The sequence below is a fragment of the Sediminibacterium sp. GW821-FHT12F12 genome, assembly GCF_058806635.1.
In genome coordinates, this window is sequence record NZ_JBXAPW010000002.1 from 526,039 (window position 1) to 538,323 (window position 12,285).

15 protein-coding genes are annotated in these 12,285 nt (G+C 45.5%); 6 read left to right on the plus strand and 9 right to left on the minus strand.

All coding sequences use genetic code 11. The features are described from left to right. Window positions 1-55: 55 nt before the first annotated feature. The 3 genes from AC1RNB_RS04815 (at window position 56) to AC1RNB_RS04825 (ending at window position 2,506) form a co-directional block, all read left to right on the plus strand. Window positions 56-1,060, plus strand: coding sequence for a fumarylacetoacetate hydrolase family protein (locus AC1RNB_RS04815; RefSeq protein WP_493081183.1), 1,005 nt, complete (start codon window positions 56-58; stop codon window positions 1,058-1,060). A gap of 130 nt (window positions 1,061-1,190) precedes the next feature. Continuing rightward, entirely contained in the window at window positions 1,191-1,532 is a 342-nt protein-coding gene (locus AC1RNB_RS04820; protein WP_493081185.1) for a GxxExxY protein, read from the plus strand. 92 nt (window positions 1,533-1,624) lie between these two features. Further along, the gene (locus AC1RNB_RS04825; protein ID WP_493081187.1) at window positions 1,625-2,506 is read left to right on the plus strand and encodes a flavin reductase family protein; all 882 of its coding nucleotides are present in this window, start codon (window positions 1,625-1,627) and stop codon (window positions 2,504-2,506) included. Window positions 2,507-2,621: 115 nt separating this feature from the next. On the opposite strand, the gene AC1RNB_RS04830 is transcribed toward AC1RNB_RS04825, so the two are convergent. After that, complete coding sequence (locus tag AC1RNB_RS04830) at window positions 2,622-3,323, minus strand: SDR family NAD(P)-dependent oxidoreductase (RefSeq protein ID WP_493081189.1); 702 nt, start codon at window positions 3,321-3,323, stop codon at window positions 2,622-2,624. An 83-nt stretch (window positions 3,324-3,406) separates the two neighbouring features. Here AC1RNB_RS04830 and AC1RNB_RS04835 point away from each other — a divergent pair, with 83 nt between their 5' ends. Further along, window positions 3,407-4,102 carry a YjjG family noncanonical pyrimidine nucleotidase gene (locus AC1RNB_RS04835; protein WP_493081191.1) on the plus strand — a complete coding sequence of 232 codons (696 nt, stop codon included), beginning with the start codon at window positions 3,407-3,409 and terminating at the stop codon, window positions 4,100-4,102. A gap of 155 nt (window positions 4,103-4,257) precedes the next feature. Here AC1RNB_RS04835 and AC1RNB_RS04840 read toward each other — a convergent pair whose 3' ends face one another. The 5 genes from AC1RNB_RS04840 to AC1RNB_RS04860 form a co-directional block, all read right to left on the minus strand. Continuing rightward, entirely contained in the window at window positions 4,258-4,467 is a 210-nt protein-coding gene (locus AC1RNB_RS04840) for a hypothetical protein (RefSeq protein WP_493081192.1), read from the minus strand. An 85-nt stretch (window positions 4,468-4,552) separates the two neighbouring features. Next, entirely contained in the window at window positions 4,553-5,209 is a 657-nt protein-coding gene (locus tag AC1RNB_RS04845) for a phosphatidylserine decarboxylase family protein (protein WP_493081194.1), read from the minus strand. 65 nt (window positions 5,210-5,274) lie between these two features. Further along, the gene (locus tag AC1RNB_RS04850) at window positions 5,275-6,138 is read right to left on the minus strand and encodes a phosphatidate cytidylyltransferase (protein WP_493081196.1); all 864 of its coding nucleotides are present in this window, start codon (window positions 6,136-6,138) and stop codon (window positions 5,275-5,277) included. Window positions 6,139-6,207: 69 nt separating this feature from the next. Further along, the gene (locus tag AC1RNB_RS04855) at window positions 6,208-6,414 is read right to left on the minus strand and encodes a putative signal transducing protein (RefSeq protein ID WP_493081198.1); all 207 of its coding nucleotides are present in this window, start codon (window positions 6,412-6,414) and stop codon (window positions 6,208-6,210) included. Next, window positions 6,414-7,352 carry a CPBP family intramembrane glutamic endopeptidase gene (locus tag AC1RNB_RS04860; RefSeq protein WP_493081200.1) on the minus strand — a complete coding sequence of 313 codons (939 nt, stop codon included), beginning with the start codon at window positions 7,350-7,352 and terminating at the stop codon, window positions 6,414-6,416. The genes AC1RNB_RS04855 and AC1RNB_RS04860 overlap by 1 nt, the downstream gene beginning before the upstream one ends. A 104-nt stretch (window positions 7,353-7,456) precedes the next feature. Here AC1RNB_RS04860 and dusB point away from each other — a divergent pair, with 104 nt between their 5' ends. Then, window positions 7,457-8,494 (plus strand): tRNA dihydrouridine synthase DusB, encoded by a 1,038-nt coding sequence (gene dusB, locus AC1RNB_RS04865; protein ID WP_493081201.1) that lies wholly within the window; start codon window positions 7,457-7,459, stop codon window positions 8,492-8,494. Window positions 8,495-8,546: 52 nt separating this feature from the next. On the opposite strand, the gene AC1RNB_RS04870 is transcribed toward dusB, so the two are convergent. From AC1RNB_RS04870 to AC1RNB_RS04880, 3 genes are all read right to left on the minus strand, one after another. Beyond that, window positions 8,547-8,948, minus strand: a complete 402-nt coding sequence (locus AC1RNB_RS04870; RefSeq protein ID WP_493081203.1) for an endonuclease domain-containing protein — start codon at window positions 8,946-8,948, stop codon at window positions 8,547-8,549. 103 nt (window positions 8,949-9,051) lie between these two features. Beyond that, window positions 9,052-9,705: a glutathione peroxidase gene (locus AC1RNB_RS04875; RefSeq protein ID WP_493081205.1), complete on the minus strand. Its 654-nt coding sequence runs from the start codon at window positions 9,703-9,705 to the stop codon at window positions 9,052-9,054. A 94-nt stretch (window positions 9,706-9,799) separates the two neighbouring features. After that, entirely contained in the window at window positions 9,800-11,173 is a 1,374-nt protein-coding gene (locus AC1RNB_RS04880) for an aldehyde dehydrogenase (protein WP_493081206.1), read from the minus strand. Window positions 11,174-11,704: 531 nt separating this feature from the next. On the opposite strand from AC1RNB_RS04880, the gene AC1RNB_RS04885 reads away from it, so the two are divergent. Continuing rightward, the gene (locus AC1RNB_RS04885) at window positions 11,705-12,142 is read left to right on the plus strand and encodes a hypothetical protein (protein ID WP_493081208.1); all 438 of its coding nucleotides are present in this window, start codon (window positions 11,705-11,707) and stop codon (window positions 12,140-12,142) included. The last annotated feature ends 143 nt before the right edge of the window (window positions 12,143-12,285 follow it).

Here is a 12,285-nt window from a genome sequence, read left to right on the forward strand (position 1 = left end):
GCCGGTTTCTACCTGTGGTTTTTGCGCTAATTTCGTCACTCATTATTGTTTGCTTATGAAACTGGTTTCTTACCTCAACGACGGCCGCGATCAACTGGCATTTTTAGTAGATGGATTATTATTCGATTGTGATGCCCTGCATCCGGAACTGCCTAACAGCATGAACATGTTCCTGCATTACTGGGAGGATATGTATCCCATTGCACAAAAAGTGGAAGCAGCCATTAAATCGGGCAAGATCAGTACTGAGCAGGGTGTCCCTATTGAAGAGATGCAGTTACTTGCACCGGTACCCTTTCCTACTTCCTGCAGGGATGGATATGCGTTCCGCCAGCATGTGGCCGCTGCACGCCGTAACCGTAAAGTGGAAATGATCCCTGAATTTGACCAGTATCCCATTTTCTATTTCACCAATCACCATAGCATACAGGGCCCCGGAGAGATCCGTTGCATGCCTGATCATTTTGAGAAACTGGATTTTGAACTGGAAGCTGCCATCGTCATCTGTAAACAGGGAAGAAATATTACTGCGGAAGAAGCGGATCAATATATCGGCGGACTCATGATCATGAATGATATGAGTGCCCGCAGACTACAGATGGAAGAAATGCTGCTGAACCTCGGACCTGCCAAAGGAAAAGATTTTTCAACTGTGATAGGGCCATGCCTGGTTACACTCGATGAACTGGAGCATTACGAGATCCCCTGCAAAGAAGGACATAGCGGTAAAAACTGGAACCTGCCTATGAAATGCTGGGTAAACGGTGTGCAGGTAAGCAGTGGTAATGTAGGAGATATGGACTGGACCTTTGCCGAGATCATTGAACGTTGTGCTTATGGCACTGATATACATCCGGGAGATGTAATTGGCAGCGGCACCGTGGGAACCGGCTGTTTTCTTGAACTCAACGGCACAGGAAAACTCAATGACTCAAATTATGTAGAGCAATGGTTACAGGCGGGTGATGTGGTAGAAATGGAAATTGAAGGCATCGGTAAAATCAGTAATACCATTGTAGCAGAAGAGAGTGATTTTTCGATTTTGAAGAAAAAGAAATAGTGATGTAGTCGGTAGTATTAGGTATAAATACGGTTTTTTATCGGGGTTCTTTCGTTTAATTTAACGCGTTCAAATTATTGGCCTCTTCCCAACCGCAGAGAACGGGAGAAGCAGAGTTAAACGCAGAGATATGACGAAAGAGGAGTTAAATCAGTTGGGAGGAATTATTCTGGATGCATCTATTGCTGTACACAGAGAGTTGGGGCCGGGATTACTTGAATCTGCTTATGAGCTGGCATTAGCAAAAGAACTGCGACTAAGAAATATTCCTATCAGAACGCAAGTGCCTGTTGAACTGATGTACAAAGGAGTGGCATTAGGCAAAGCATATGTAATGGATATTCTGGTGAAAGAAGAAATTATCATTGAAATAAAATCGGTAGACGTAATCAATCCAATTTTTGAATCACAATTGATCACCTACTTAAAATTAGCTGACAAAAAACTTGGATATCTTATTAATTTTACGTAACCCTACTAAAGGATGGATTCAGAAGAGTAGTTTTTCGGTTTTAACTCCGCGAAACCTCTGCTTCTCCCGTTCTCTGCGGTTGGATAAAGATTATGATAATAGACTTTTCAAAAATAGGAACGGCCGAAAAACAACAATGGCTCAACCACGCTGTGGCGCCGAGGCCCATCTGTTTTGCGAGTACCATCGATAAGGAGGGTAATGTAAACCTGAGTCCGTTCAGTTTTTTCAACCTCTTCAGTTCACAGCCACCCATCGTGATTTTTTCGCCTGCGAGGAGGGTGAGAGATAATACCACCAAACATACCCTGCAAAATGTACAGGAAGTGCCGGAATGTGTGATTAATATAGTTGATTACGATATGGTACAACAAGCCAGCCTTGCCAGCTGTGAGTTTCCGAAAGGGGTGGACGAGTTTGAAAAAGCCGGTTTTACCAAAGAGCCCGCCTCACTGGTTACACCTCCCATGGTAAAAGAAGCAAAGATCAAACTGGAATGCAAGATCAATGAAGTGAAAAGCCTGGGTGAAGAAGGCGGCGCTGGTCAGCTGGTGATTGCAGAAGTGCTCTGCATGCATGTAGACGAAAGCATCCTGGGCGATGACGGTAAAATAGATCAGCGGAAACTGCCGTTGGTGGCAAGACTCGGTGGCGATTGGTATTGCAAAGTAGACGAAACCAATCTTTTCAAAGTACCCAAACCAAATACACAGCTGGGCATTGGCGTAGATGTGCTGCCCGCCGGCATCCGTAACAGCCCTATTTTAACAGGCAACCACCTGGGCATGCTCGGTAACGTGCACGAACTACCCACGATCAATCCTGCTTTTGATGACGAACAACTGAAAAATATTATCCAGTATTTTTCCATCAACCCCCGGGAAATGGAAAACGAACTACACAAATACGCAGCCACCCTGCTCAATCAGGGAAAAGTAGCAGAAGCCTGGCAGGTTTTATTAGCCGGGGACTGAGAAGGATTAACGGATTGCTGATAGTTGGATTAGAAACCCATTCTTTTCTCTTCCATTCTATCATTCATTCACTCATTCACTCCTTCACTCATCCACTCATTCACTCATTCACTCATTACCCCAGGTCTCCCAACTGCGGCCGCAAAACAATATCTTCCACAACAGCCATTGCTGATAACTGCGACGCGGTATAAATCATCTTTGCAATATCTGCTGCTTCCATGATACGCTGGGCATCTATTTCAAAACCATCCCAACTGGCACTCATGGTGGCGCCCGGACAAACCGCTGTTACTTTCACACCATGTGGTTTCAGTTCTTCGCGCAGGTTTTTGCTGAAGCCGAGTAAGGCAAACTTGCTGATGCTGTAACTGCCGCCATTGGGGTAGGCAGTAAGGGAGGCAATGGAACAGATATTGAAAATATGCCCTTTTTTGGCATGCATCATAGCAGGCACGAGGGAACGTGTGAGGTGATAGGCACTATAGAGATTGGTTCCGATCATTTGTTCCAGTATGCCATCGGGTTCATTATGAATACTACCGGGCAAAAACTGTCCGGCATTATTTACCAGCACATCCGGCACCCCAAAACCCAGGCACCATTCACCAAAGGCTTTTACTTCTTCCGTTACAGACAAATCAACCGGCCGGGCTTTAACGGTACATTGAGGGTATTGTGTCTGCAAAGCAGACATCGTATCATACAAAGCTTTTTCGCCGCGGCTGCACAGGAGTAATGTATGACCTGCCGCAGCAAACTGCTCAGCCACCGCTTTGCCGATTCCTTTGGAAGCACCTGTGATAATGATATTCATGGGTAATCAATTAGAATAGCGAAGTACGAACTTTTTTACTTACCAGATCCGTTGTTCCTACCCCGTAGTTCGTATTTTGTGTTATGAAATACCGGCACTTATTCTTCGACCTGGATCATACACTGTGGGATTTTGAGACCAATGCCAAGCAAGCCATGGAAGAAATCTACCAAACCCTTTCACTCAGCGATAAAGGCATTCCTGATTTTGACGCTTTTTACGACCGCTACAGTTATCACAATCACCGTTTATGGGACCGCTACACCAAGGGTTTCATTAAACAGGATGAACTGCGCTGGAAGAGGATGTGGCTGGCTTTGCTGGATTTTAAACTGGCCGATGAGCCCCTCTCACGCCGGATGGCGGCTGAATTTCTGGAACTACTGCCTACCAAAAACACGCTTTTCCCTTACACGGTTGAAATTCTGCAGTACCTGCAGGAAAAAAAATACCGTATGCACCTCTTAACCAATGGTTTTGAAAAAGTGCAGTACGGAAAAATCAGGCAGGCCAACCTCGCTGGATTTTTTGACCAGGTAATCACATCCGAAGCCAGCAATAGTTTAAAACCCAACCGCGAAATATTTGAATACGCTTTCAGCAAAGCAGGTGCCCAGGCCGCAGAAAGCATCATGATCGGCGATAATCAGGACGCCGATATTGAGGGAGGCAAAAATGCAGGCATGGATACCATCTTTGTTAACCACCTGCATGTAGAACCCTATTCAAAACCTACTTACATCGTATACCATTTGAAAGAACTGGAAAATATTCTCTAAGTATTTCCGTGCCCCTCTGTGCACGTTGTATCTCTGTGTTAAAAAATATGTGCGATATTTTTAACACAGCCGCAGAGAAAGGGAGTTACACAGAGAAACCTTTATCAACAAAAAACCCTGCTAGTGGCAGGGTTTTTTAATTCGGTTAGGCAGCATTACGCTTTTGTTTTGGCAGCTGTTTTTACCTTAGCGTCTTTCTTGTCGTCTTTTTTCATGTCCTTGCAATCCTTCATGTCTTTACTGCACTCTTTCTTGTCTTTGCAGCAATCTTTTGCTTTGGCACATTTCTTTCCGTCACCCTCATGCGCGAAAGCCATACCGGTTACGAGGAAGGCGGCAGTTGCTAAAACGAATAATTTTTTCATACCTGGCTATTTAGTTTTTGTGAGTAATCGGTCTTAAAAGTAAGAAAATTAAGGATAAACCCTGTTTTCAGGATGTTAAAATACCCTACCAGCTGGCCAAAACGGTTACCCCGCCCTTTACCACCTGGTTCAATTCCACATTTATTTTGGTGTTTATCGGCAATAACACATCTACGCGGCTGCCAAATTTGATAAATCCATATTCATCCCCCTGCTTCACCTGCTGACCTACCGAAGTATAGTTACAGATCCGTTTGGCCAAAGCCCCGGCAATTTGTTTGTAGAGGATCTCTCCATGGCTGTTCCTTGTTACCACACTCCAGCGCTCATTTTCGGTAGAAGATTTGGGATGCCAGGCCACCAGGTACTTGCCCTTATGGTACTGGTTATACACTACTTCGCCACTCATGGGATTCCGGTTTACGTGCACATTGGCCGGACTCATAAAAATGCTCACCTGGATGCGTCTGTCTTTGAAGTATTCAACATCAGTCACTTCTTCTATCACCACCACTTTACCATCTGCCGGACAGATAATCTGGTTATCATTAAGGGTAAGTACCCGGTTAGGGATACGGAAAAAAGAAATAATAAATAAAAACAGGAACAGGGTAACCACAAACAATACCATGGCCAGCCAGGGCAGTGAGGCGCTCAGAAATGTAAAAGAGGCCAGGTTAAACAGCCCGAAAAGCAAAGCCGTAATGGCAATCGTTTTATATCCTTCTCTGTGAATGGTCATTGGGAATAATTGAACTGCAAATGTAAAACGGAATGTTGAGAATGTGCCCTGGCACCACGCAGACTTTACGAAAACAAATACAAAACCACCCAAACAGCGGTAGTAGCCACCAGCAAAGAATCAAACCGGTCTAAAAAACCACCATGGCCCGGCATAAAACTGCCACTGTCTTTTACTTCGGCCAGTCGTTTCAGTTTGCTTTCAAACAGATCACCCAATGTACCGGTGATTGATGCGGTAATGGATACCAGCAACAGGGTTTTTACCGGAAAATCAAAGGCATAGATGCCCACACCTGTTACCAGCAGTATCGCCAGTATGGCACCACCTACTGTTCCTTCCCATGTTTTTTTGGGAGAAACAGGCGATAAAGGTGTTTTGCCGATAAAAGATCCTACCAGATAAGCCATGGTATCATTGATCCAGATAGAAGCAATGAGTAATACAGGTAACACCCAGTCAGCACCAGTGAGTACTACACCTTCCAGGTTACCATACAAACGCATCATCAATCCCCAGCTCAGCGAGATATACAGCAGTCCCAGCACAGAATGCGCCCACAGTTTCGGATTCAATTTTTTAGTGAGGAGGAATTCGCTGAGAATAAAACCGATCAGTCCCACCCAGAACAAACTCCAGCCAATCAGCGGAATAGGCAGGGTGCCGATATGGTATCCGGCTCCCGTCATCCATAACATCATCCCAAAACCGATCAGCATAATGCCATAACGGTGCAAGGGACTGATATCTTTGTATTCGGGATCAATCAGCGCCACCAGTTTCTGGTATTCTAGCCAGCAACCGAAATGAATGATTGAAAAAAGTGCGAGAAAAGTCCATTGGTTCACTAACAGGCCAGCCAGCATTACCACTACAAATATCACTGCTGTTAACGCACGTGTTTTAAAGGTTTGCAGGTTAAAAGCCATGGGTAAGCCGCATTGGTGAACTACGAAGTAAGAACCTATCTTCCACAAAACCAAACAGGACGGGAATGATCAGTTCAGCAGGTTTTTGGCCAGTAACTGTTTGGCCGTTTCTGCCAGGTGGCCGGGAACATACAGTTCTATATCCCCGAAATTGAGGTAACTGCTGTCTTGTTTGTTCATGATCTGCACGGCAATATGGTTTTCTTCCAGCATACCTTGTATGATACTGGCTTCTGCCGGGTTACGTGTTGCGAAGATCTTTTGCCAGGATTGCATCAGGAAGGAATATTTTCTGGAGACGAATGTACCGATTGTTCTCTCACTACCAGTACCCGCTCACTTTCTTTGCTGAAAGAGCGGAATAAGACTGCGAGTAATACCAGCGCAAAAATACCCCACCATAAAGGCACATTCTCATCCATGGTTTTCTCAATGGGTTTGCCTTTTTGAGAAGCGATATAGAGCTGCGTTACCACCAGGGCATTGTTCATAAAATGCAGCAGTATACAGAGCCAGATATTTTTACTGTGATAAAAGATCAAACCCAACACCATCCCCAATGCCATTCTTGGCAGAAAACCGAAATAGGAAAAATGAATGGCACTGAACAAGATACTGGTGATGATGATACCCGCCCATTTATTCCTCGTCCATCCCACAAACACCTGCTGAAAACCACCGCGGAACAATACTTCCTCAAATAAAGCCGGTGCCGCCGCCAATACCAGTAACGCCAGCAGGTAATCAACAGGGGTTTTCATGGTGGCCATGGCCATCATGGTAGTTTTATAGGTTTCTTCCATGGCTTTGGCTTTGGCATACCAGCCAGCCGGTATGGGTATTACCTCGTTCAGCTGACCCAGAGCGCCACTCATTACCACACTGCTCAGGGTTAATGCCATCACCAATGCCACCTGTTTGGCACTGATAGTTGTCTGAAAACCCAGCTGTGTAAAAGGCTTTTTGCCCATTACCCGGGCCAATACCCATGCCGGCATAAAAAAAGCGAGAAAAGAAGCACCCGTATTTAATATCCTCGACAGATCCGCATTTTCGGGCCGGTTCAGCTCGCCCATCACCCGCAAAAAAGGCACTTTCAGCACCAGACTGCCAATAAAAGGGATCAGAAAAGAGGTGAGCAGCACAAATACCCCCATCAGGCCCATTAAAAAAGCAAACTGCGAAGGATAATTAACTACCGGCTTTTGATTCATCGACTAAAAAATAAGGTTGTAAATTTGCAAATTCCCTGAAATAAAGCAAGCAACAGAAGGATAAGCGGCTATGTAGCCTGTTCTTCACCGGTTGCCCGCACAATATGGTAAAAATAGACCAGATAGTATTACCGGATTTCCCGCTTTTACTCGCTCCCATGGAAGATGTGAGCGATCCGCCTTTCCGTGCCGTTTGTAAAGATAACGGCGCCGATCTGATGTATACCGAATTCATCAGCAGCGAAGGCCTGATCCGCGACGCCATCAAAAGCCGCCAGAAACTCGATATTTTCGATTACGAACGCCCCGTGGGTATACAGATCTTCGGTGGTGATGAAGAGGCCCTCTCGCTCAGTGCTAAAATTGTAGAGACCGTTAACCCCGACCTGCTCGATATCAATTTTGGCTGCCCCGTTAAAAAAGTGGTTTCCAAAGGCGCCGGTGCCGGAGTATTAAAAGATGTGGACCTGATGGTTCGCCTTACCGAAGCGGTGATCAAAAGCACTAACCTGCCCGTAACCGTAAAAACCCGGCTTGGCTGGGACGATAACAGCCGCAATATTGAAGAAGTGGCCGAGCGCCTGCAGGATGTAGGTATCAAAGCCCTCGCCATCCATGGCCGTACCCGCGCCCAGTTGTACAAAGGCGAAGCCGACTGGAGCCTGATTGCCAAAGTAAAAAACAACCCCCGTATCCATATTCCCATTTTTGGAAATGGTGATATTGATAGTCCGCAGAAAGCTAATGAATACAAAAACCGTTATGGTGTAGATGGTATCATGATCGGCCGCGCCGCCATCGGTTATCCCTGGATCTTCCGCGAAGTGAAGCATTTTATTGCCACAGGCGAAATACTGCCTTCACCCACACTCGAAGAACGCGTGGAAGTGGCCCGCAAACATTTGCGTAAATCCATCGAATGGAAGGGCCCCATTGCCGGCATCAACGAAATGCGCAGACACTATACCAATTACCTCAAAGGTTTACCCAATATCAAAGAGTACCGGAACAAACTGGTTACTTACAAAACAGGAGAAGAAGTGGAAGCCGTGCTGGATGAAGTGAAAAAGAATTATGAAGGCTATGTGTTTGAGCGTTCGCCGATCGAGTTGATTAATTATCATGAAAAATGCCCAGTTTAACTCACCCCCAGCCCCTCTCTGCTGTGCAGAGAGGGGAGGAAACTCCCCTTCTCTATCCCATAGAGAAGGGGCCGGGGGATGAGTTGAGATAGTCTGTAATTTTTTGCAAAACCCTATCCACATTCCCATTCACTTCCTCATTACTTACCCGCAGCACATGTAAATTCAATTCAATCATGATCACATCCCTTGCTCTGTCATAATCTTCCTGCAGGCAATGGATCAATCCATCAATTTCAATTACCAGTCGCTTTTCGGAGCAGTAGAAATCTGCATAATAAAAATGATACCTCCCGTCTGTCTCCCAAACTTTAATAGGGTGCTGCCGCAGAAACTTATATCCCAGCAATTTTCGGTTACGTAAGAGGTTCCACATGACCCTTTCTTCGGGGGTAAGATTTTGGCGGAGGTGGCGTGCAAAGGCCGTGGGGGTCATGAACTGATCAGGTCTCATAACAAGCTATTTTTTCCCTCACCCCCAACCCCTCTCCGCATAGCGGAGAGGGGAGTACCCCCCCTTCTCTACAAAGTAGAGAAGGGGCCGGGGGATGAGTCGATTATTGAATAGCTGAAATTACCTGTTTACCCAGAGGTGAAATACTCTGCGAATAAAAATGGGTTAAAACACCCTCCTCATTTAGGATATATTTACTGAAATTCCACATCGGTTGCTGACCGCACCAGCCATTCTGTTCAGGCTGACTTAACCATTGAAAAACCGGGTGCTGTTCCGGGCCTTTTATTACATGACTTTTCTGCATTAACGGGAACGTAACTCCGTAATTGATTTTGCAGAATTCGGCAATGGCTACATCATCTTTTTTCTCCTGCTCTTTAAAATCATTGGTCGGAAAAGCGAGGATCACCAGTTGGCCTTTGTATTGCTGGTATAATTTCTCCAGTTCATCGTACTGTCCGGTAAAACCACAATCACTGGCGGTGTTTACGATGAGTATTTTTTTGCCCTTGAACTGGCTGAAATGTATCGTATCACCTTTGTTACCAATAGCGGTCAGCGAATAAAAAGAAACGGGAGGCGCAACCTTGTTAGTATTCACCTGCACATCCTTACTGCCCGGAAATAGTTTGCCCTTCAGCATAATCAGCGGATATACAGATTTGAGAATGGATTGGCGCCAGGTCATGTCTTTGCGTTTGATGAGGAAGAGAACAAGAAGGATAACAGTAAGAAAGATGAATAGTTTTCGCATAAAGAATATTTACCTCACCCCCAACCCCTCTCCACGCTGTGGAGAGGGGAGCACCCCCCTTCTCTACAAAGTAGAGAAGGGGCCGGGGGATGAGTCAACGAATAATCCATTTAAACAATTTCAATTTCCCCTTCAACGGCGGATACTTCATCGCCGGATCAAACCAGGTAGGGGTTTTCATCACCGCTTTTTTATGACTGAAAGTATCAAACGAATAGCGGCCATGATAAGCACCGGTACCACTGAATCCTCTTCCGCCAAAAGGCAGGTTAGGATTGGTGAGATGCCAGCTGGCATTGTTTACACAGGCCCCGCCGGCTGGCACCGCTTCCAGCCAGTACTGTTCTTTGGCCGAAGAGTTTGTGAAAACATAAAACGCCAACGGATTCGGATGGCGTGCCATAATAGCTTTCGCTTCTTCGGGTGTGGTAAAAGAGAGTATGGGTAAAACCGGACCAAAAATCTCTTCGTTCATCACAGCGGCATCCAGGCTAACCTGGTCTAACAGGGTAGGTTCAATGAAAAGCGAATCACGGTCTTTGCGGCCGCCAAACAGCAGGTTGCCTTGCGAAAGATAATTAGCTACCCGGTCAAACTGTTTGCTGTTAATAATTCGGCCATAGTTGTCGCTCTCTTCTGCCCGCTCACCAAAAAACTGAACAATCTTTTCTTTCATGGCAGCCACCAGTTTCTCTTTCTGCGAAGCATGCACCAGAATATAATCCGGCGCCACACACATCTGTCCGGCATTGGAGAACTTGGTCATCACAATTCGTTTGGCAGCGATATTGATATTGGCATCACTCTCTACCACGCAAGGACTTTTACCCCCCAGCTCCAGCGTTACCGGCACCAGCCTTTCTGCAGCCATTTTATAAATGATTTTACCCACGGCGGTACTGCCGGTATAAAACACATGGTCAAAAGAAAAATGGTTCATCATCTCCGGTATTACGGTGGCGCCATCGCCGGGTACGTAGAGAATATATTCCGGTGGAAAAGTGGATTCGATGATCTGCTGCATTACGGCTGCGGTAGCCGGCGCAAATTCGCTGGGTTTCAGCACCACACAGTTACCGGCGGCAATAGCACCCAGTAAGGGAGTAAACAGTAATTGAAAAGGATAGTTCCACGGGCCAATGGCCAGCACCACACCCAATGGCTCCCACATCACAGAACTGCCCGATGGCAGGTTCAGCAGGTTGGTACGTACCGATTCGGCCGCCATCCATTGGCGCAGGTGGTTCAGGGTATCGTTCAGCTCGGCCAGAAAAAAACCATTTTCGGTAACCCAGCATTCTTCCTTGCTTTTTTTCAGATCGGTATAGAGGGCTGCATAAATCGCTTCTTCATGCGCTACCACCGCCTGTTTCAATGCCAGTAATTGCTGTTTGCGGAAAGCATACGGTTTGGTAATACCGCTGTCGAAATATTGACGCATGGCGGTTAGCTGAGAGAGAATGGACATGGCAGACTTGGTTTGTAGTATACAAGTTAGGAAAATGTTGGCACCAACAGTTGTATTTCATGGCATCGGCTGTTGCGTCGCACAGTTCGGCTTTCGATTACATCAGTATAAAATAATTTTGTCAAATTAATCGTAAGAGCGCGAAAAAAAAAGCATGTATCTTTTTTTTGAATACCACTCCTTTTGATGTAGAAAAAATAAATACCTCTTATAGGGTGGTATAATAAAAGAACAATTACCACAGAACATTTATTGTAGAAGCCATTGAGAAAAGGCCCTGTTTCAATATCCATTTAGCCCATGATGTAAAAATTCAGTTACTGCTCGTAGAAAAACAAAAACACAAAACCCACTCATCTCCCCCCTCAACCACTCATAAAAATAAAAACACAAAGAGGCAACATTCCCGTCTCATTGCGTGTCATCCTTACGATATTGCATTCAATATTTTTTGAATGTATGTGTTCCGGTACTAATTTTGCACCGGCTTTTGATGAACATAAATCCTTTATCTGCATGAAACGTTCGCACGTGTCTTTAGTATTGTTTTTGATAACTGCCTGGTTAGTACAGGCTTGTAGTTCCTCCCGCTCTGTAGCACACGCCATTATCTTTAACGAATCCGATCAGGAAACACCCATTCGTTTATCCGTTACCCACACTAACAAACGCAGACCCCATACCATTATTCACCATACCCTGAAACCCGGTTTACAGGAGGTAGAAGTAGGCCGCTTTGCCAAAGGCCAGTACCTCGTTACCGCCGAAACAGCCAGCGGAAAAATTTCGCTCACCAAAAGTGTTTCACTCGATACAGAAAGGTGGATCATCATCAATTATATCAGCACCGACTCGCTCAGCATCCAGAAAAAATATGGGTATGTAGATACCACCTTACTGAAAAAAATTGAGGGCAGGTACACCGGTGTAGACATGTACAGCGAAAACAGAAGACCTCCCTCCCTGTAAATCAATCGCTTATCCATTCTAATATAAAAACTGCCCGTTTCCCAGCAGGGAACAGGCAGTGCATATTGGACTTTAACTGTTATACAAACGCTGTACCCGCACTTTTATTGTATCCCTACCTGTATCCTGCCTGATTATTCCAT

Bases quoted from the DNA above. Each gene is read 5' to 3' on its own strand.
- AC1RNB_RS04875 (WP_493081205.1), bottom strand. From the start codon at position 9,705: ATGCGAAAACTATTCATCTTTCTTACTGTTATCCTTCTTGTTCTCTTC.
- AC1RNB_RS04870 (WP_493081203.1), bottom strand. From the start codon at position 8,948: ATGAGACCTGATCAGTTCATGACCCCCACGGCCTTTGCACGCCACCTC.
- AC1RNB_RS04835 (WP_493081191.1), top strand. From the start codon at position 3,407: ATGAAATACCGGCACTTATTCTTCGACCTGGATCATACACTGTGGGAT.
- AC1RNB_RS04845 (WP_493081194.1), bottom strand. From the start codon at position 5,209: ATGACCATTCACAGAGAAGGATATAAAACGATTGCCATTACGGCTTTG.
- AC1RNB_RS04880 (WP_493081206.1), bottom strand. From the start codon at position 11,173: ATGTCCATTCTCTCTCAGCTAACCGCCATGCGTCAATATTTCGACAGC.
- AC1RNB_RS04855 (WP_493081198.1), bottom strand. From the start codon at position 6,414: ATGCAATCCTGGCAAAAGATCTTCGCAACACGTAACCCGGCAGAAGCC.
- AC1RNB_RS04830 (WP_493081189.1), bottom strand. From the start codon at position 3,323: ATGAATATCATTATCACAGGTGCTTCCAAAGGAATCGGCAAAGCGGTG.
- AC1RNB_RS04850 (WP_493081196.1), bottom strand. From the start codon at position 6,138: ATGGCTTTTAACCTGCAAACCTTTAAAACACGTGCGTTAACAGCAGTG.
- AC1RNB_RS04825 (WP_493081187.1), top strand. From the start codon at position 1,625: ATGATAATAGACTTTTCAAAAATAGGAACGGCCGAAAAACAACAATGG.
- AC1RNB_RS04820 (WP_493081185.1), top strand. From the start codon at position 1,191: ATGACGAAAGAGGAGTTAAATCAGTTGGGAGGAATTATTCTGGATGCA.
- AC1RNB_RS04840 (WP_493081192.1), bottom strand. From the start codon at position 4,467: ATGAAAAAATTATTCGTTTTAGCAACTGCCGCCTTCCTCGTAACCGGT.
- AC1RNB_RS04860 (WP_493081200.1), bottom strand. From the start codon at position 7,352: ATGAATCAAAAGCCGGTAGTTAATTATCCTTCGCAGTTTGCTTTTTTA.
- AC1RNB_RS04815 (WP_493081183.1), top strand. From the start codon at position 56: ATGAAACTGGTTTCTTACCTCAACGACGGCCGCGATCAACTGGCATTT.
- dusB (WP_493081201.1), top strand. From the start codon at position 7,457: ATGGTAAAAATAGACCAGATAGTATTACCGGATTTCCCGCTTTTACTC.